Source organism: Shinella daejeonensis (assembly GCF_024281235.1).
GTDB classification, from domain to species: Bacteria; Pseudomonadota; Alphaproteobacteria; order Rhizobiales; family Rhizobiaceae; genus Shinella; species Shinella daejeonensis.
Genome location: NZ_JAHWXY010000002.1, coordinates 306,712 through 325,777, shown reverse-complemented (window position 1 = coordinate 325,777; position 19,066 = coordinate 306,712). Strand labels below are relative to the sequence as shown.

The following is a 19,066-nucleotide window of genomic DNA, read 5'->3' as shown; positions in this document are numbered from 1 at the left end:
GCCGACGCCGAAACGATAGGGCACGATCAGAAGGCTTCCGGATGGAGCGCCCTGGCGATCTTGTCGATGGCGGCGATATTGTCGGGGCCGGGCGTCAGTTCCTCGTAGCGCAGCGGCACGAAGCGATCGTTCCTCACGGCCTCCGTCTCCTTCATGGCGGGGTGTGCCTTCAGGAAGCCGAGGAGCTTTTCATGGCCGCCGCCGTCCTGGTAGTCGAGCAGGACGAGGAATTGCGGATCGCGGGCCGCGACGGTCTCCCAGTCGGTGTTGCCCCAGCTCGTCTCCATGTCGTCCATGATGTTCCTGCCGCCGGCGGCCGCGATCATCGCGGTGGTAATGGCGTATTTGCCCGCCGTGAAGGGCTTGTCGTCGCCGGAATCGTAAAGGAAGACGCGGGTGCCGCTTCTGTCGCCGACCGTTTTTTCGATAGTGGCGAGCTGCACTTTCCAGTCCGCGACGAGCGCGTTCGCCTCCGTCTCCTTGCCGAAGATCGTGCCGAGCTTCTCGATGTCGGCATAGAGCAGGTCCATCGAGGCGGCCGGGCGATCCTTGTCGAGATGGATGCAGCTTTCGGTCAGGACCAGCGTCTTGATGCCGTGTTCGGCCAGCGTGTCGGGCGTGACGTCGCCGCCGGGTTTCATGCCGTAATACCAGCCGGCGAAGAAGAAGTCCGGATCGGCGGCGACGAGGTTCTCCATCGTCGGATATTTCGGGGCGAGTTCGGGGATTGCACCCTGTTCCTGCTTGAAGGTGTCGTCGGTCTTGTACCAGCCGGTAATGCCCGTCACGCCGACGATCGACGGCTGGAGGTCGAGCGCGAAGGCCATTTTCGCCATGTTGATGTCGTGGACCACCGCCCGTTTCGGCGCGGCGTCGAAGGTTACCGGCGTGCCGCAGCTGTCGACCGTGACGGGAAAGGCGAAAGCGGCGGAGGCCGAAAGAGTGAAGAGGGATGCGAGGATCAGGCGTTTCATAGGAATGCTCCGGTGCTGCGGATGAGGGGAATGTCGAAGATGGTGAGCTGGCGGTCTTCGTGCGGATGGGGCAGGCGCAGGACGTCGATGCCGAAGACGTCGCGCACGACCTGCCGGCTGAGCGTTTCCTCTACCGGCCCGCAGGCCGTGAGCGCACCCTGCCGCAGCACGGCGACCCGTGTGGCGAAGCCGGAAACGAGGTGAAGATCGTGCAGCACCGCGACGATGGTGAGGCCGAGGTCGGCCACCAGCGCGAGAAGCGCGCCGCGAGCGCGGGGATCGAGATGGTTCGTCGGCTCGTCGAGAAACAGGATACGGGGCTCTTGGGCCAGCGCACGGGCGATCTGCGCCCGCTGCCGTTCGCCGCCCGAAAGCGACCCCATCTCGCGCCGGGCAAGGGCGAGCAGTTCCGTTTGCTCCAGCGCGCTTTCGACAGCGACGACGTCCTGCGTGCCCGCGTGCCGGGCCGTATGCGGGATGCGGCCGAGCGCCACATAATCGCGGACGGAAATGCGGCGGTCCGGCTGGTCCGTCTGCCCCACCACGGCGATGCGGCGCGCGCGCTCGACCGGGCGCATCGCCGCCAGCGGCGTGCCGAAGAGATGGACCGCTCCCGCGGTCGGCTGCAATGTGCCGGCGAGCATGCGCAGGAGCGTCGTCTTGCCCGCGCCGTTCGGGCCGATGATGGCGAGGCGGTCCGAGGGAGCGACGTCAATCGACACGTCGTGCAGAAGCCGGTCGCCGGAAGCGGTCTCGTAGGTCAGCGCGTGCCCGGCGAGGACAGGATCGCTCATCCGGCAAGCCCTCCGACGTGGGGAATGCGCGCGAGCGTCTTGCCCCGGAGGCCGGCGGGGCGCTGGCCCTCGTTGCACCAGCCGTCGGCAAGGTCGCGATACTGGCGACCGAAGGTCAGCAGGGCGTCGGCATCCTTCGGGACGATATCCCCGAACAGGAACGTCGCCTTCGACGGCGCGGTGAAGGCGACGGCGAGCGGGCGTGCGCAGCCGGCAAGACAGGCAACGGTTTCGAGGCGGAAGCCGCCGGCCGGCAGATAGGGGGCAAGCTGCGCCTCAAGCGCCGCTGCGGCGGGTTGGCCGGTTGCGTCCTTGCAGCGGCTGCAAAGCACGAGGGCATAGGCGGGAGAGGCTGTCGTCATGTCATCCTTCGGCAGGCGGGGCTGGTGAAGGATGATCGGCCGTCGCAGATGGATGCGCACGGCGTCACAACGCTTTCCGGCACACCCCGTCCGGTTGCTGTTTCAGATGACGGCAGGTCTCCTGGCTCGCGGGTCGAAGGGCTCGTCGGCCTTCCCGGTCGATGGACCAGTGGCACGGATGAAAAGACCTCACCGCTTACAGTTGCGGGGGCAGCCACGGTTTCGGCCCCGTTCGGGTCGTCCTCACCGTGTTCCCTGTTAGTCCCTCCGGCTTTGCCTTGGGAACCGTCCGTCCCAGTTAGGGGGCAATCGGAGTGCCTGTCAAGCCGTGACCTCACGCGTACCGCCGGTCGCCGCGGGCGGGATGCGTTTCGGCTTTTGCGAAATCGAAACGGCCGGTTCCGAAGGCTTCCTTCCGGTCGGTCAGCAGGCGCTCATCATCCTTTCCGGCGGTTTCACCGCGGTCGGACAGGAAGTAGAAGGTGGCGGCGATCTTCGTGATCATGACCTGATCCTTTCGCTTGAGAATTCTTCTCGGCCGCCGATGCGCGCTACGGGATGATCGCCGGCAGAATTTGAAATGTTATTACGTTACATAATCAGGTGCTGTCAATGCCCCTCAATGCGATGACGGCCAATTGCCTGACGTTCGAAAACCTGATCCCGAAGGCCCGACCGGCGTCCATCACGCGCGCGGTTGCCGAGCGCGGCCCCTGACGAGGGTCGTCAGGGCCAACGGATCGGGAAAGCATCGGCGGGTCATTCCGGGGCTGAAAAAAATCGCGGTCGCGGTATCGATTGTATCTATGCTGACGCCCGGAGTTGTTCTGGCCGAAGTGTCCTGCCGATCAAGGGGGATCTGTCCGGACTATTCAGGCAGACTTGTGCCGATGCGGTTATCGTTCGATTGCGGCCGGCCTGTTTGGCGTTGTAAAGCAGTTTGTCGGCCTGATCGTAGAGTTCCGTGAACTCCGGATCCGTCCCTGATGACGCAAGAACCAGGCCCATGCTCGCCGTTACCGGGCTTCCAAGACCGGGCGCCGCATTGGCGACGATGGCGGAAATCGACTGGCGCCGACGTTCCGCCCGGGCCTGTGCATCTTCGCCGCGCACAAGCAGGACGAATTCCTCGCCGCCAAGGCGAAACGCCTGAACGTGGGCGTCCGCCTGGAGCGCTTGGGCCACCGCTTTCAGGACCGCGTCGCCGACCAGGTGGCCATGAAGATCATTGACGGACTTGAAGTGATCGAGATCGAGCACGGCAAGCGCATGATAACCTTCAGCGCGGAACCGCTCGAAATTCTGTTCCATAGCCCGCCGATTAAGCAATCCCGTCAGTGCGTCCCGTTCGGACAGGCGCTCGAGCATGTCAGCTTCGAAGCGTGCGTGGTCTCGCTGGCGCTTGATCGTCATGAAGCGGTCCGCCACGCCGAGCGTGGTGAACAGGACTTCAAAAACGCAACCGACATAGAACAGGATCATGACGTCGTTGCTATGCAGGGCGGGAACCACACCGGTGATCAAGCGTATCAGTCCCACCAATATTATCGGCATATAGCCGATCGCCTGGAACTTGGCGGCCCGGCTGCCGCGTCGCAGGGCGTCCGAAAGGGACAGTATGAAAATGACGATCACCGGAGCGAATGCCGCCGTGTAGGCAGTGGACTGAAACGAGCGTCCCACGAAGGGGAACGCCGCATGTGACGTGCTTAGAAACAGTGCCCAAACCGCGCAATACGCAAGCGACCGCCGCAGGAACGGATGCAGCCGGCCCGGTTCGATGAAGCTGTGGGTAAACATCGCTCCGGAAGCGACCGTAAGACCGAAGATCACCGTGGTCATCCAGCTCAACGTCATGGCCGGCGGATCGAAAAGAACGACCGCCAGTCCCGAGGAGACCAGGATCGTCAGCAGCAAAGAGATCGTGAGCAGGGAATGCCACAGCACGAATGGCTCACGCAGGATCCGGTAGAAAGCCGTATTGAAGATGAGCGGCATGGAAAGCATCCCGGCAAGGGTGGCCAGGAGAAGCATCGACCTGAGAAAATCGGGGCCTGACGACAGGTCGGACGGAGCCAGATAGGCTCTCTCCAGTGTCATCCTGTGGCTTGGGAAATCGAATGCGACGACCACCTGTTGCGTTTGGCGATCGACCGTTGGCAGAGGCGCCTTGAAATATCCGCCGGACAGAGCGCTGGAAAGCTCGCCTGCCGGCAACGAGGTCTGGCGGATGGCGCCGTCCCGGTCAACCGCCAGCAGATGCACCGTTGCAAGCGGGCTCCGCCTCGAGAAGAGATAGCGGGGGAGGGGATCGTCCGCACTGATGTCGAAGCGAAGCAATGCGCGCTCGCCTTCGAGCGAATAGATCGGGTCGCCGCAGGTCCATCGCCCGGAAGAACGGATTGCGGTCGCGATGTCATCCGACAGGCTGCCGGACATCCAGCAAGTGCTGCGAATCGTCGTGGTTTCAGTCGCACCAAGCGGTGCCGCATTCGAGGATGCAAGCATCCCGAAACCCAGCACAACAGCCATCAGCACTTTTCGAGCATAATTCCAGATCATGCGCCGACGCTATGCGCCAAACATTGAGACGCGGTTACGGAAGCCGGCCTCACGGTGGCGACGGAATATGAAATTTACGTCATGGCTCGATGAATATGGCAGATACAGTGACCCGGCTCGAGCGCGCCAGATCGCCGGATGCCCCGATCGCGTTCTAAAGCAGCGACCGCGACGTCCGCCCGCTTTAGCAGGATCCGCCTGATCGCATGCGTTCTTCGATACTATGTTTCGACAGGATTGCTTGAGCTTCGGAGCTGAGGAGACGGGGATGCGCGTATCCGGAAGCAACCATCCGCATTCACGAAGCCTGCTCTCGAAGTGCCGCGTCCATTTTCTCAAGGCCCGATCGCAGGGCATGTTTCTCCTCGTTGGAAAAACGCGCCAGCACGTCGGCTGCGAGTTGCTCGCGCATGCTGTTCAGGCGCGTGTGCGCCTGTCGACCTTCCGGGGTCAGCGCGACGCATTTCGTCCGCCAGTCGGCGATATCCGCGCTGCGCGTCACCAGTCCCTGCGCCTCCAGGTCCTTGATTGCGCGTGCGATCTGCGCCTTGTCGCGCTCCACCAACGCACCAAGCTCCAGCTGGGAAACGCCTTCGTTGCGCCCGATGACGTTGACAAGGCGCGCCTGAAACGCCGTCAGACCCGGGTCGGCCGCCACCACTTTCGCCTGCATCCGCGCCCGGAATCCGTTCGCCACGGTGCGTAACAAATCAATCAACTCATTATCCATGGCTTGAAGGTAGCAGCGATGGGTTGACTATATCAACTGTTTAATGTCAATTGATAGCATCAACCAACAAAGGAGCCGAGAGCCCATGGCCTATACCTACCGTATCACCGCCGAGAAACTGGACCTTCCGGAGGGAAGCGAGCCGGTCAGCTGCACCTTCGACGTCACCAATCATGACGACATCGTGCCGTTGATCGATCGCATCAGGGCATTGAACGTCCTGCCGGAGGAGGAGGTGGCGCAATTCACCATCGGCCTGAAGCTGTTCAGCGGTGTTCACATGGCCCATCGCCGCGAGCCGCTTTTTGAACCGCTGCATTCCCATTTCCTCGATTTCATGAAGCGTCTCAAATCCAATGCGCCGGCCCGGGCCGCATCCGAAGCATAGCGGTCGTTCGGCCGGCGTATTCCTCCGACGATCGGCGCGCGCGTCACGCCAGGCGATTGCGAAACAGCCATGCGGCGAGCGGAAGGGTGACCGCGGCAACGGCGAGGAGCGGCACGAAGTTGAAAGCCACGTCGCCAAACGTCGCGCCTTCGAGATAGACGCGGCGTACGAGATCTACGCCGAAGCGGAGTGGATTCACGAAGGTGGCGACCTGTAGTGCTTCCGGCATGTTTCGTACGGGCGTCAGCAGGCCCGACAGCAGCATTAGCGGCATGATCAGCATGAAGGTGTAGAGCATCGCCTGCTGCATGGTCAGCGATACCGCCGAGATCGACAGGCCGATGCCGACGGAGGCCAGCGTAAACATCGCGAGGCCGAGATAGAGCAGCCAGACGGACCCGTTCAGAGGGATCTGGAACCAGAACAGGATGATCAGGAAGATCAGGGTCGACTGGAAGATGCCGACCAGCATCGACGGCAGTGCCTTTCCGATCAGTATCTGAAGCGGGGTCAGGGGCGTCACCAGCAATTGGTCGAACGTGCCTTGTTCGCGCTCACGCGCGACGGAGAGTGCGGCCAGCAGAAGCGTCTGCATCATGCTGAGCGCGGCGATGAGGGCGGGCATCATGTTCCAGCGGGATTCGAGGTTCGGGTTGAACCAGGCGCGGCGTTCGATCGTCACCGGGGTGGAGACGCCGCGCGTCCCGTTGTAGGCGGCAACGACCGCGCCGACATAGGCCGAGGCCAGCCCGGCCGTGGAGGAGTTGCGTCCGTCGAGGATGAGCTGCAACGGCGCCTCGCGGCCTGCGGCGAGGCGCGCCTCGAAGTCCGCCGGAAGGGCGATCACCAGAAGCGCCTCGCCGCTGTCGATCATGGCGGCGATCTGACCGGACGACGTGAGCGTCGCAACCCGCTCGAATACGCCCGTTCCGTCGAGCCGTGCCAGAAGCTCGGTCGAGGCCGCTCCGCGACTCTGGTCGAGAACGGCATAGGGCGCATGGGTGAGATCGTAGGTTGCGCCGTAGCCGAACAAAAGCGCCTGCATGATCGCCGGCATGAAGAGCAGCGTCCGGTTCGCGGGGTCCTTGACGAGCGCAAGCATCTCCTTGCGGATGAGCGACAATACCTGCGCGATATAGGTGACGGGTCCCGCCATGGCGTCAATCCAGTCTCTTGGCGAGCGACCGGCGCGTCAGCGCGATCAGCACGATGGCGTAGAATGCGAGAATGGAACAGTTCCGCAGGATGTCCGGCCAGTAATCGCCCGCCATGAACAGGGTTTTGATCAGCCCCATGAAGTGGGTCGCCGGCAGGAGCTGGCTGATCACCTGGATGACCACGGGCGTATTGCGCAGGTCGAAGACGAAGCCGGACAGCATCATCGCAGGCAGGAAACTCGCAAGCAGCGCCATCTGGCTGGCGGCGAACTGGTTGCGCGTTATGGCCGAGATGAAGAGGCCCAGTCCCAGCGACACCAGCAGGTAGAGAAGCGACGAGACGACGATGATCCAGAGTGAGCCGCGCATCGGCACCAGGAACAGATATTTCGCGGCGAGCAGGCACAAGATGAGATCGATGCCGCCGATGACGATGTAAGGGGCGAGCTTCGACAGCACGAGTTCCAGCGGCCTGACCGGCGTGACGAAAAGGGATTCCAGCGTGCCGCGCTCCCATTCGCGGGCGACGAGCAGCGAGGTCAGGAACGCGCCGATCAGTGTCATGACCAGCACGATCAGTCCCGGCACCAGAAACCAGGTGCTTTCGCCGGTCTCGTTGAACCATATGCGCCGGATGATCGTGACGCTGGCCGCTCCGGCGGGCTTGTTGCCGGCCCGGTCGGCCTGCTGCTGCATCGGTACGGAAAGCGCGCCGTCGACATAGCCTTCGATGACGGAAGCCGTCGTGGAATCGACGCCGTTGAGAAGAAGCTGCAATCCGCCCTCGCCAGCAGCCAGTCGCGCCGAGAACTCGCCGGGCACGCGCAGGATCGCGTCGGTTTCGCCGGCGCGGATCATCCGCTCGGCCTCGGCCATCGAGGTTTCCCATGTGGGGGCGAGATAGGGCGAACCGTGCAGCCCCGCGACGATATTGCGGGCCGTGGGCGAACTGTCTTCCAGCACCACGGTCACGCGGGCGTCCTTCACATCGAAGGAAAGGCCGTAGCCGAACAGCAGGATGAGAACGACGGGCAGCAGAAGCCCGACGACGAGGTTGCTGCGGTCGCGCAGCATCTGGCGGGTTTCCTTGCGGGTCAGCGCGACGAGGCGGGTCGTGAAGCCGGAGGCACTCATGCGGCCGACGGCTTCCGGTTGCGGGCGGCGCGGCCCTGTTCGACGATGGCGATGAAGGCGTTGTTCATGTCCATGCCCTCATCGCCGGCCTCCTTTCTGACCGCTCTCGGCGTGCCGAGGGCAAGCATCTCGCCGGCATCCTGGATGGCGATGCGGTCGCAATATTCGGCCTCCTCCATGAAGTGCGTGGTGATGATGATGGTGACGCCATCCCCGGCGAGCGATGTGATGGTGTGCCAGAAGGCGCGGCGGGCGAGCGGATCGATGCCGCTGGTCGGCTCGTCGAGGAACAGGATGTCCGGCTCGTGCAAAAGGCCGGTCGCCATGGCAAGCCGCTGCTTGTAGCCGGCGGGAAGAAGGCCGCTTTGCATGGCGGGGTCGAGGTCGAACCGTTCCAGCGACGCCGCGATGCGCGTGCGCAAGGCCTTCCCCCGCAAGCCATAGGCTCCGCCGAAGAATTCCAGATTCTCGCGGACGGAGAGATTGCCGTAGAGCGCGAATTTCTGCGAAACATAGCCGATGCGGCCGCGGGCTTCGGCGCGGGCGTTGCGCAGGTTGAGCCCGGCCACTTCGAGATGGCCGCTGGTGGCGGGCAGAAGGCCGCACAGCATGCGGAAGGTGGTCGTCTTTCCCGCGCCGTTCGGCCCGAGCAGCCCGAAGATTTCTCCGGGAGCAACGTCGAAGGACGTGCTGGCGACGGCCGTGAAGTCGCCGAACTTGCGCACGAGATCGCGCACGACGATGACGGGCTTGTCCGGATTGTCCCGGCGTTTCGCCGCAACGGAGGCGGCGGCGGGTTCGGCCGGTGTCTTTCGGTCCTGCCGCTCTTGCCGGCGCAGCATCATCATGAAGGCGTCTTCAATCTCCTCGGGGCGCGCCTCGACCAGCGCATCGTGCAGCAGCTCGAAGAAACGGGCCTCGTCGGCCTCGGGCCGGCGGATGAAGCGGACGCTTCCCCCTCTCGGCACCGCATCGATGATGAGGTCTGGCGCGTCGATCAGCCGGGCTTGCAGTTCACGCGCCGGCATGCCCTCTGGCGGCGTAGCTGTGAAGGTCAGGCCGGCGGCCTGCTTCTTCAGGTCGCCCGGAGGGCCTTCCGCCAGCAGCCTGCCCCTGTTCATGACAAAGACCTGCGCGCAGCGCTCGGCTTCGTCCATATAGGCCGTGCTGACGATCACGCTGAGCTTTTCGTCATCGACGAGCTGCTGCACGATCTTCCAAAGATCGCGCCGCGACAGCGGATCCACGCCGACGCTGGGCTCGTCGAGCAGCAGAAGATCGGGCGACCGGACGAGTGTGCAGGCGAGCCCGAGCTTCTGCTTCATGCCTCCCGACAGCTTGCCGGCCGGGCGTTCGGTGAAACGCGCCATGTCGGTCATCTCCAGCATGCGGGCGAAACGTTCCTTGCGCTCCTTTTGCGGAACGCCGTGCAGATCGGCATAAAGGTCGAGATTTTCCTGAACCGACAGGTCCTCGTAGAGGCCGAAGCGCTGGGGCATGTAGCTGATGCGGTCCTGCACCGCTTGCGGGTCGGCCGCGACATCGATGCCGAGCACGCAAAGCGACCCCGCATCCGGTTTCAGCAGTCCGGCGATCATGCGTATCAGCGTCGTCTTGCCGGCTCCGTCAGGGCCGACCAGCGCAGTCAGCTTTCCCGGGTGGACGGTAAGCGAGATGTCGTCGATGGCGGCGATCGCATGGCCGTCCGGCCCTGCAAAAGTCTTGCGCAACCCGGTCGCGGTGATCGTGGCGCCGCCATCGCTCATGGCGTGGTGTCCGCCGGCAGACGAACCGTGACGGGTTGGCCGAGACGGAGGGAACCGGCTTCGTCGTCCACGATGACGCGGACTTCGTAGACGAGGCTGGTGCGCAGTTCCTCGGTCTGGACGGACTTCGGCGTGAATTCGGCCACCGCGGAAATATAACCCACCCTGCCGCCGATCGGCTGATCCGGATCGCTGTCGGTGAAGACCTGCGCGGCCATGCCGGGCCGGATCCGGCCGAGATCGGGTTCGCTCACGTAGACGCGCACCCATTTGGGTTTGGTGAGCGCGAGAGCGAAGACCGGCCTTTGCGACGTGGCCTGATCGCCCGGTTCCAGAAGCCGGGAGCGCACGAGCGCGTCGACGGGCGCGCGCAGGGTTCCCTGGTCGATCTGGTGATGCAGCAGCGCCAGATTGGCTTCGGCCGCTTTGAGATCCGCCGCGGCGCCGGCGATCTCCTCGGGCCGCGGCCCGGCCTCGATCAGATCGAGCCCGGCGCGCGCCTGTTCGACACTGGCGCGGGCGGATTCGGCTTCTGCCCGGGCCTGATCGACGGCCTGGGTGCTGGACGTGCCGCTGCTGCGAAGACGGCTGGTTCTGGCAAGGTCCTGCTCTGCGCGGGCGGCGGATGCCTCGGCGGAAGCCAGCAGCGCGCGGGCCTGCGCGACTTCTTCCGGCCGCGAGCCGTTTTGAAGACGCAGGACGGTCTGACGTTGGGCGGCCACCAGCGCTTCGGCGTGCCGCGCCTGAAGCTCCAGTATGCCGGTGTCGATCATGCCGATGATCTGGCCTGCCGTGACGCGGTCGCCTTCCTCCGCGCGAAGCTCGACGATGCGGCCGCTGCCGTCAAACGCAAGCGAGACCTGCCGGATATCCACATTGCCCTGTAGCACGATTTCACCGGTGTCGGCTGTTTCCAGCCCTGTCCACCACCACCAGCCGCCGACGGCGAGCGCGGCTATGAGGACGGCCATCAGGATCTTCTTCATGGAGCTTTCTCACGGAGATGGAGGGGCCGGCTTTTCATTCGGTAGATTAAATTTAATTTGAAGTTAGATTATGTCAATGATAAAGGAAAGACCAAAATCGCCGGGGTGCCAGCGCGGGGAATGATCTTCAGGGCCGAGGCCCAGCCGCTCTTCCGGCAGCTTGCAGAAAAGGCTCCTGATCGTGAAGACGACCCGCGCCAAACGCGCCGATGGCGACATGACCTACAACCGCATACTGGAGGCGGCAGGAGAACTGTTCGCGTCGGCAGGCTTCGCCGAAACGACGAACAAGATGATCGCCGCGCGCGCGGAGGTGGATCTCGCCTCGATCAATTATCATTTCGGCAGCCGCAACGGCGTCTATCAGGCCGTGCTGGTGGATGCGCACCGCCGCTTTGTCAGCGTCGGGACGTTGCAGCGGCTGGTGTCGACCGATCTGCCGGCGCGCGAAAAGCTGAAACGGCTGATCGAAGGGCTGGTGGAAAGTGCAATTCTGGATCGGGGCTGGCACGCGACGGTGCTCAGCCGCGAGCTTCTGTCTCCGACCTCCAACCTGCAAGTGCTCCAGAAGACCGAGATCCCGGCGAAACTGCCGTTCGTTCTTTCCATCCTGAGCGAGATCGCAATGATTCCGCCCGATGATCCCGCCCTGCTCCGATGCCTGATCAGTGTCATGGCGCCATGTGCGATGCTATTGGTTATCGGGCCCAAAGCGTTTCCCTTCGCGGATGAGATACAGCGTATGTCGCGCGCCGCCCTGATCGATCATCTCTATAGCTTCGCCATCGGCGGGCTCGAGGCGGTCGGGCGGGATCATGCGCGTCAGCGAAGCCTTAAGAGCACCTGACATGCTTTCATCGCCCCGGCATGGAGGGCGACGTTTGGAGGCGTGATCCGGGACCGGCGGGAAACGATGTCCGTGGAACTATTCCACGGGGCGCTCCCCGGCATAGACAAGCGAACCATGCAGGTTCTGCATTTCGGTGCTCAGGAACTCCGGCACGGGAGAAAGCGGCGCGGGTCTGGCTCCGGCATGAATGGCCCGGGATAGGATCGCCAGCGCATGGCCGGCGTTCTCCCGGCCATCGGGACCGAACAGGGTGCGCGCCATTTCGGGTGCTGCACCGGCCTGCGCATTCTCCAGCGACCAGCAGGTGGCGAGCACGCGGTAGGCGAGACGCTGCGCCGCGACGACGGCAGGCCATGCGCGCTCGGCGGCGTCGCGATGCCATGGCGTGGCGCCGACGGCGGCCTCATAGGCCTGAAGGAGAACGATCGTGCGGTGCTGGAGATCGCGGCGTGCCTGTCTGGCGGCGCCATGGGTGACGTCTCCCCCGGCGGTGAGGTCGAGGACGGTTCTCACCGCCGCCAGCGTGTTGACCAGTTCCTGCGGGATCCGCACGGCGGCGGTTCGCGGCGTCGTCATCACCAGCACGGCAAGGCCGATCACGCAACCGATGAAAGTGTCTGTGCCGCGCACCCAGAGCATGTGTCCCACATCGGGCACCGGATGCCCGCCGGCGGCGATCGTAAGGGCTGCCGTCGTGATGAAGACGACGGCCAGTGCGTAGTTGCGGATCACGGTCATCTCGATGGTGAACTGGATCAGCATGAGAGTGAGGACGAGCCAGAGCCCCTCCGGGTGGATCGCCAGAATGGCGCCGGCCAGGATCAGGCCGACCATGGTGCCGCTCATCCGCTCGACGCCGCGTTGCAGGCTGCGCACCCAGTCAAGTCCCTGATGCAGCATGAGGACGGCTGCCGCCATCGTCCAATAGGCGCGCTCCAGATCAAGCACGGCGCCGATCACCCCGGCGATGAACGTGGCTATGCCCACGCGGGCGGCGACGAGGAGCGGCGGTGACCACGGCCGCAGGTTTCCCTTCAGCGACTCCAGAAATCCGTAATGGCCGAGCGGGACGTGTCCGGGATCGGTGTGTTCCATATCAGCGCTGGCGTCCATCGCCTGTGCCGCAAGTGAACGCGCCCTTTCGGCGACGATGGAAAGCGAGGGACCGGCGGCGGCATTGATGATGCTGACGAAGATGAGGTTCAATTCCCGATTGATCGCGCGCAAGCGGCTGAGCGTTCCGTCGGGCCGGGGACGAGCCGGCTGGTGCGTCACCAACACTGTCCACGATTCATGCATGGCAAGCGCGGCGTTATGGCGGGCGCTGTCCGCGCCGGGGGTATCGGCGGTTTCGACAAAGCGCGCGACGGCGCGGGCCGCGGCCGCCACCGCCGCTCTTTCCGGCCCTCTGGGAGATACGAAGGCGCCCGCCATATGGGCCAGCCAGGCGAACACCCCTCCGCCGAACACCAGAAGGCCGATCTGGAGAAGCGTCAGGTGGCCGACGGGCATAGCCGTGCCGGCTGCGCAGGCCAGCGCGAACATATAGGCGCCGGGCGGTCCGACCCGCAGCGCGTTGCACAGGAATGTCGCCACCATGGAGATCAGGACGACGGTGGGCACGATCATCAACGGCAGTTCGGCCGCCCAGACGCCGAGCGTGACGGCGACGGCAAAGGAGATCGCGATGACCGCGAGATAGACGGCGCGGTTCAGATAGGGGCGCTCGCTGCCGTAGAGGGCGGTAAAGGCGCCGATGGTCGCCATAAGTCCGGCGGTGACGTCGCTTGCGGCCCAGCCGGCCAGCACCGGCACGCCCATGCAAAGGGCGGCGCGTGTGGCGAAGGGCCAGCGCCGGCCGGCCGGGCGCAATCTGAACATTGCCGCCAGCCGAAAGGAAGGCGGCGTCGGGGGAGAGGGCAGGGACGATGGTGTGGGGTTCATTCGAGCCGCGCTCAATTCTTCGAATTGCGAAGGCTCTTTTATAGGCAGTTGTTTATGACATTGCTAACGGTCGTTGAGCCTTGACGGGACCGAGGGCGACAGGGTCCTCGATGAGGAACGGCAAACTTTCGCCAGCGGGCCGAAATGCGGGGTGGGATGGATCTCCCTTGCGCGGTAGGATGGAACAAACTGTTTGATTTGGGAATGTCGATGCCGCTGGAAATCGAACGCAAGTTTCTGGTCAAGGACGATACATGGCGTCGACGTATCCTTCGCAGCGAGCCCTTGCGTGACGGGATACTGGCGGCAAGCGACGGCCGGAAGGTTCGGGTCCGGATTTACGGGGATCGTGCCACCCTGACCGTGAAGTCCAGGCAGGAGCACGGCCGGCGCACCGAATTCGAATACGAGATCCCGTGCGAGGATGCAGAGGAAATGCTGGCGTCGCATTGCGGCGCCAACATCCTTGAAAAAACGCGTTATCATGTGGCCTTCGGCGGTCTGGACTGGGAGATCGACGTCTATGAAGGCGAGCTTGCCGGCGTCGTGCTCGCAGAGGTCGAACTCGACCGCATCGATCGGGACGTGCAGCTTCCGCAATGGGCGGGCGAAGAGATCACCGGCCGGCCGGAATACAAGAAGAGCGCCATGCTGGAGGCGCGCCGGGCCGGGCGACCGTTCGATCGTCCGGCAGGCTGACCGTTCAGGTCCGGTTGCGGCTCAAGCCGCTTCGGACAGTTCCGGCATTTCCGGCCCGAGGGGCACGATACCGGTCGGGTTGAGCGCCTTGATGGAATAGTAACCCCGCTTGATGTGGTCGATGTTGACGGTCTCGCGCACGCCGGGAATGGCCAGCACCCGCGCGACATAGGCGTTCAGGCCCGGATAGTCGGCAATGCGTCTGAGATTGCACTTGAACAGGCCGTAATAGGCCGGGTCGAAACGGATCAGCGTCACGAACAGCCGGATATCCGCCTCGGTGAAGCGGTCCCCGCTGAGGAACCTGCGGCCGTCTGCAAGCCTCGCCTCCAGTTCGTCGAGCATGGCGAAGACCCCGGCGAAGGCTTCTTCGTAGGCTTCCTGCGTAGTCGCGAACCCGGCGCGATAGACGCCGTTGTTGAGGCTTGGGTAGATACGGGCGTTCAGCGCCTCGATTTCCTCGCGCAGGTCCTCCGGGTAGAGATCGACCGTCGTATCGGCCAGTTCGCCGAAACCGGAATTCATCATCCGCACGATTTCCGCCGATTCGTTGTTGACGATCGTGCCGCGTTTCCTGTCCCAGAGAACCGGAACCGTGGCGCGGCCGCTGATCGCCGGATCGGCGCGCGTGTAGAGTTCATGCAGATAGGTCGCGCCATTGACCTCGTCGCGATCCGAGCCGGGATAGTCGCCGAACCGCCAGCCCTGATCGCTGAGTGTCGGATCGACCACCGAAACCGATATCAGGCTGTCGAGCTTTTTCAGTTTGCGTGCGATCAGCGTGCGGGACGCCCAAGGGCAGATATAGGCGACATAGAGGTGGTAGCGGCCCGCTTCTGCCTTGAAGCCGTCTTCGCCGGTCGGCCCGGCGCTGCCGTCCGGCGTGATCCAGTTGCGAAAGCTCGATGTCTGGCGCACGAAGCCGCCCTTCTCGTCCTTGGCCTGAACCGGTTGCCAGTCGGCCATCCATTTTCCGTTTACGAGCATGATCGTCTCCTCAGTTTGTCAGCGTGATGGTAATGCCCCACGGGTCGCGCAGGGTTGCGCCGTCGTCGTGGAGGGTCGGCTGGAGGCCGGCACTTTCGGCACGCGCCAGGATATCCGCAAGTTCGGCGGCGTCGCGCAGGATGATTTCGACGTCGTCGAGACCGGCCATGCCTTCCGGCCGGCGTGCCGCGCCACGGCTGTTCCAGATGTTTCCGGCCAGCTGGTGGTGATAGCCGCCGCTGCCGTAGAAGCTGGCGCCGGGATAGTCGACGGTGACGTCGAAGCCGAGCACGTCGCGATAGAAGCGGTCCGCCGCCGCCGTATCCCCGACTTGCAGGTGGACGTGGCCGATGCAGCCCTTCTCCGGAAAGCCGGTCCAGACGGTTCCTTCGTCGGCGGCGAGCAGATTCTGCACGTCGAGCGGTTCGGTCGTCATCTGGATGCGACCGCCGGCATCCAGCCACCGCGAAACGGGGCGGTCGACATAGACCTCGATCCCGTTGCCTTCAGGGTCGGCGAGATAGATCGCTTCGCTGACGATGTGGTCGGAGGCGCCCTGGAGCCGTATATGCGCCTTGGCGACGTGACCGAGCCAGCGCGCAAGATCGGCGCGTGTCGGCATCAGGAACGCGGTGTGGAAGAGCCCGGCCTGCCGCCGGTCGCCGGGGGCGAGCGCGGGATCCGCCTCGAGAACGAGCAGGGGCGTAAGGCCGACGCCCAGCGTCACCTCGCGATCGTTCCTGGTGATTTCGGTCAGGCCGAGGACGCTCTGGTAGAAGCTCGAGACGGCATTGAGGGCGCGAACCTTCAGCCTCACCCTGCCGATCCGCATCGGGGCGGCGCTCATATCGAAGAAATCAGTCGTTTTGGTCATGTTGGTTCTCCCGGAAAGAGGCTGCCGTGTCGGGCAAGGCCCGCATGGCAAGGGTGATCGGATTGCCCATAAAGCCGGCAATACGCATGTTTGTTCGTCCGATTTTCTGTTCCGTGAAGAATATGGCATTGACGATCCGGGATGATAATCCGGGTCATCGGAAGATTATTGATTCCAATATGGAAGCAATCTACCAGCCTTGCTGCCAGTGTGGAACGCCGCGATAGCGCTCGACCAGAAAATCGACGAGGACGCGGAGTTTCGCGGCGAGATGGCGGCTGTGTGGATAAAGGGCGTGTACCGTATAGGGATCCGTTTCGAAGGGTTGCAGCACCTGCCGCATCCGTCGCGCTCGCAGGGCCTCGCCCGCGATAAATGCCGGTACGCAGGCAAGCCCCAGCCCCGCCTCGGCGGCGGTGAGGCAGGCCTCGGCATTGGAATAGCGGATCCGCCCGCCGACCTGGGCCTGCGCCACGCCGCCGCCGGGATGTCGGAACGGCCATCGGTTCGGCTCCCTGAAGTTGGTATCGAGAATACAGTCGAACCGCGACAGGTCGGCGGGCGTTTCCGGCTCGCCGTGGCGGTCCAGATAGGCCGGCGATCCGATGACCACGACACGCACGTCACAGAGCCTGCGTGCGATCATGCTGGAATCGTCCGCTCGTCCGACCCGGACGGCCATGTCGAATCCTTCGTCGACCAGATTGACGAGTCGGTCCGAGAAGCTGACATCCAGTTCGATCTCCGGAAAGTCCACTGCAAAAGCGTTCAATGCTGGCACGAGTTCCATGGTGCCGAACGTCAAAGGCGCGGTCAGGCGCAGCCGTCCGCGCGGCGCATGCGATGCATCGCGGACGGCGGCGTCGAGATTGTCGAATTCCTCAAGCAACGGACGCAGGCGATCGAAATAGGCCTGTCCCGCCTCGGTGGGCGAAACCGCGCGGGTGGTGCGGCTGAGCAGCCGGACTCCCAATGTGTTTTTCAGTCGGGAAACCAGCTTCGATGCCTGGCCCGAACTTGTGCCGAGCCGCTCGGCCGCAGCGGTGAAGCTGCCGGTTTCCATCACCGCCACGAACATCCTGTCTGATTCCAGCCTGTCCAACGCGTATCCCGATCCCAAGCGATTGTGCGTCCTGCTTCTCTATCATCGTCGGGGAAAGTCGAACAGACGGACCTCGCAGCGGTGGCAGGGCCGGAAGGGTGCGGGCCGGAGCAGCGGGGGCGGCCAAGGTTTGGAGATCGTTTGGATTGATTTCAGACCAATTAGTCTTATATGAGTTTCAGACTGTACGGTCTGATAAATTGCCATCCGAATTTACTGCGCAGATCGGTCAGATAACGAGAGGTGTTTCTATCATGAGTATATCCAGACGAAGCTTTCTCATCGGCGCCGGATCCGGCGTCGCGGGCGCGGTGATCGGCGCCGGCGCGGGCATCGGCTTCATGACCGGGCAGGGCTGGCGAGTCCACTCGTCCGTGCCCCGCGTCATGCCCGTCCAGACACTTGCCGAACTTCCTGCCGAGGCGGATGTCGTGGTGATCGGCGCCGGCATCGCCGGCCTTTCCACGGCGTTGTTCCTCAATGAAAAGGGGCTCAACACGGTCGTTCTGGAAAAGGGCGTCGTCGCCGGAGAGCAGTCGGGCCGCGCCTTCGGCTGGATCTATTCCAATGGCTGGGACATTGGAAAGCTGGAACTGACCAACCAGTCGAAATCCATCTGGCAAGGCTTCGCGGCGCGCTTCGGCGAAGACATCGGCTTTCGCCGGTCGGGCAATTTCACGCTGATCGGTTCCGATGACGAAGTCGACATGCATAACGAGTGGCTGAAGGCGGCGCTGGAGGTCCAGCCCGGAATGGACTCGAAGATCGTCACCGGAGCCGATCTCGACGCTCTCATTCCCGGTGCGGGCGGGAAGTTCAAGGCCGCCCTCTACCAGGCCAGCGACGGCACGGCGGAGCCCGTTTATTCTGTGTCTAAAATTGCCATGGGCGCCATGCGCGAAGGCGTGAGGATCATTGCGCCCTGCGCGGCCCGTTCGGTTGAGCGCGAGGGCGGCAAGGTTGCCGGCGTGCATACCGAGAAGGGTTACATCAAGGCCAGATATGTCGTCATCGCGGGCGGCGCCTGGAGTTCGCTTTTTGCGGGCAATATCGATGTGCGGGTGCCCCAGTTGACGCTTTCCTCTTCGATGCAGCGGCTGAGCCGCATCGACGGCGCGTTGCCCGGCGCCGGATACGGACCGGATTTCGCATGGCGGATGCAGACCGATGGAGAGACCTCGGTTGGCGTCGGCATGAGCGCTTCCCCCATCACCAGCGACAGCTTCCGTTACCTCCTGGATTTCTGGCCGACGCTGAAATACTCGGGCGATCTGGTCAAGGTGCGCCTGAGCCAGGACTTCTTCCGGTCGCTGCGCATGAAGTCGCGATGGGGAAATGACGAAATCACGCCGTTCGAAGAGGTCCGCATGCTTTCCGGCACGGTCGACCGCAAGGAAAACGATACGGCGCTCGCCAATCTGCGCCGGGCGTTTCCGCAATATGAAAAGGCCGTGGTGAAGGAGGAATGGGCCGGCATGATCGATGCGACGCCGGATTCGACCCAATTCGTGACCGACGTGCCCGATTTCCCCGGTCTTTTCCTGATCACCGGCTTTTCCGGAAACGGCCTGACCACCGGTCCGGCGTCCGGCCAGATGATCGCGGAGATGATTGCCGGCGAGGAGACCACCTGCGATCCGGCGATCTATCGGTTCAACCGCTTCACCGACGGATCGGAGTTCGTCTTCCGGTACTGACGTGCCGGTATCCGGGTTATCCTGCGGCGAACGCTACATTTATGCGTTCGCCGTGGCATA

18 protein-coding genes and 1 riboswitch are annotated in these 19,066 nt (G+C 63.7%); of the genes, 4 read left to right on the top strand and 14 right to left on the bottom strand.

The window, feature by feature from the left end; translation table 11 throughout:
• Positions 1 to 26: 26 nt before the first annotated feature.
• The 6 genes from KYK29_RS08095 to KYK29_RS08070 form a co-directional block, all read right to left on the bottom strand.
• Positions 27 to 974 (bottom strand): ABC transporter substrate-binding protein, encoded by a 948-nt coding sequence (locus KYK29_RS08095; protein ID WP_254690381.1) that lies wholly within the window; start codon positions 972 to 974, stop codon positions 27 to 29.
• Positions 971 to 1,768: an ABC transporter ATP-binding protein gene (locus KYK29_RS08090; RefSeq protein ID WP_254690380.1), complete on the bottom strand. Its 798-nt coding sequence runs from the start codon at positions 1,766 to 1,768 to the stop codon at positions 971 to 973. Before KYK29_RS08090 ends, KYK29_RS08095 begins: the two co-directional genes overlap by 4 nt.
• Positions 1,765 to 2,130, bottom strand: coding sequence for a DUF1636 family protein (locus tag KYK29_RS08085; RefSeq protein ID WP_254690379.1), 366 nt, complete (start codon positions 2,128 to 2,130; stop codon positions 1,765 to 1,767). The genes KYK29_RS08090 and KYK29_RS08085 overlap by 4 nt, the downstream gene beginning before the upstream one ends.
• A 94-nt stretch (positions 2,131 to 2,224) precedes the next feature.
• Positions 2,225 to 2,435: riboswitch (cobalamin riboswitch) on the bottom strand.
• Positions 2,436 to 2,464: 29 nt separating this feature from the next.
• Positions 2,465 to 2,635 (bottom strand): hypothetical protein, encoded by a 171-nt coding sequence (locus KYK29_RS08080; RefSeq protein ID WP_254690378.1) that lies wholly within the window; start codon positions 2,633 to 2,635, stop codon positions 2,465 to 2,467.
• Between the two features lie 299 nt (positions 2,636 to 2,934).
• Positions 2,935 to 4,662, bottom strand: a complete 1,728-nt coding sequence (locus KYK29_RS08075) for a sensor domain-containing diguanylate cyclase (RefSeq protein WP_254690377.1) — start codon at positions 4,660 to 4,662, stop codon at positions 2,935 to 2,937.
• A 328-nt stretch (positions 4,663 to 4,990) separates the two neighbouring features.
• On the bottom strand, positions 4,991 to 5,410 hold the full coding sequence (locus KYK29_RS08070) for a MarR family winged helix-turn-helix transcriptional regulator (RefSeq protein ID WP_254690376.1): 420 nt from the start codon (positions 5,408 to 5,410) through the stop codon (positions 4,991 to 4,993).
• A 97-nt stretch (positions 5,411 to 5,507) separates the two neighbouring features.
• Here KYK29_RS08070 and KYK29_RS08065 point away from each other — a divergent pair, with 97 nt between their 5' ends.
• Complete coding sequence (locus KYK29_RS08065; protein WP_254690375.1) at positions 5,508 to 5,810, top strand: DUF3861 domain-containing protein; 303 nt, start codon at positions 5,508 to 5,510, stop codon at positions 5,808 to 5,810.
• Positions 5,811 to 5,853: 43 nt separating this feature from the next.
• On the opposite strand, the gene KYK29_RS08060 is transcribed toward KYK29_RS08065, so the two are convergent.
• From KYK29_RS08060 to KYK29_RS08045, 4 genes are read right to left on the bottom strand one after another with little or no spacing between them, the layout of a single operon-like run.
• Entirely contained in the window at positions 5,854 to 6,966 is a 1,113-nt protein-coding gene (locus KYK29_RS08060) for an ABC transporter permease (protein ID WP_254690374.1), read from the bottom strand.
• A 4-nt stretch (positions 6,967 to 6,970) separates the two neighbouring features.
• Complete coding sequence (locus tag KYK29_RS08055) at positions 6,971 to 8,101, bottom strand: ABC transporter permease (protein ID WP_254690373.1); 1,131 nt, start codon at positions 8,099 to 8,101, stop codon at positions 6,971 to 6,973.
• Complete coding sequence (locus KYK29_RS08050; protein WP_254690372.1) at positions 8,098 to 9,867, bottom strand: ATP-binding cassette domain-containing protein; 1,770 nt, start codon at positions 9,865 to 9,867, stop codon at positions 8,098 to 8,100. Before KYK29_RS08050 ends, KYK29_RS08055 begins: the two co-directional genes overlap by 4 nt.
• Positions 9,864 to 10,853, bottom strand: a complete 990-nt coding sequence (locus KYK29_RS08045) for an HlyD family secretion protein (RefSeq protein ID WP_254690371.1) — start codon at positions 10,851 to 10,853, stop codon at positions 9,864 to 9,866. Before KYK29_RS08045 ends, KYK29_RS08050 begins: the two co-directional genes overlap by 4 nt.
• Before the next feature lie 181 nt (positions 10,854 to 11,034).
• On the opposite strand from KYK29_RS08045, the gene KYK29_RS08040 reads away from it, so the two are divergent.
• A complete protein-coding gene (locus tag KYK29_RS08040; RefSeq protein WP_254690370.1) occupies positions 11,035 to 11,700 on the top strand; it encodes a TetR/AcrR family transcriptional regulator in 666 nt (221 codons plus the stop codon).
• A gap of 78 nt (positions 11,701 to 11,778) precedes the next feature.
• On the opposite strand, the gene KYK29_RS08035 is transcribed toward KYK29_RS08040, so the two are convergent.
• A complete protein-coding gene (locus tag KYK29_RS08035) occupies positions 11,779 to 13,584 on the bottom strand; it encodes an FUSC family protein (protein WP_254690369.1) in 1,806 nt (601 codons plus the stop codon).
• A 273-nt stretch (positions 13,585 to 13,857) separates the two neighbouring features.
• Here KYK29_RS08035 and KYK29_RS08030 point away from each other — a divergent pair, with 273 nt between their 5' ends.
• Positions 13,858 to 14,346: a CYTH domain-containing protein gene (locus KYK29_RS08030; protein ID WP_254690368.1), complete on the top strand. Its 489-nt coding sequence runs from the start codon at positions 13,858 to 13,860 to the stop codon at positions 14,344 to 14,346.
• A gap of 21 nt (positions 14,347 to 14,367) precedes the next feature.
• Here KYK29_RS08030 and KYK29_RS08025 read toward each other — a convergent pair whose 3' ends face one another.
• The 3 genes from KYK29_RS08025 to KYK29_RS08015 form a co-directional block, all read right to left on the bottom strand.
• Entirely contained in the window at positions 14,368 to 15,333 is a 966-nt protein-coding gene (locus tag KYK29_RS08025; protein ID WP_254690367.1) for a glutathione S-transferase family protein, read from the bottom strand.
• 10 nt (positions 15,334 to 15,343) lie between these two features.
• Entirely contained in the window at positions 15,344 to 16,207 is an 864-nt protein-coding gene (locus KYK29_RS08020; RefSeq protein WP_254690366.1) for a VOC family protein, read from the bottom strand.
• A 190-nt stretch (positions 16,208 to 16,397) separates the two neighbouring features.
• On the bottom strand, positions 16,398 to 17,309 hold the full coding sequence (locus tag KYK29_RS08015; protein ID WP_254690365.1) for a LysR family transcriptional regulator: 912 nt from the start codon (positions 17,307 to 17,309) through the stop codon (positions 16,398 to 16,400).
• Positions 17,310 to 17,563: 254 nt separating this feature from the next.
• Between KYK29_RS08015 and KYK29_RS08010 the strand changes: the two genes are divergently transcribed.
• Complete coding sequence (locus KYK29_RS08010; RefSeq protein WP_254690364.1) at positions 17,564 to 19,006, top strand: NAD(P)/FAD-dependent oxidoreductase; 1,443 nt, start codon at positions 17,564 to 17,566, stop codon at positions 19,004 to 19,006.
• Positions 19,007 to 19,066: the final 60 nt, after the last annotated feature.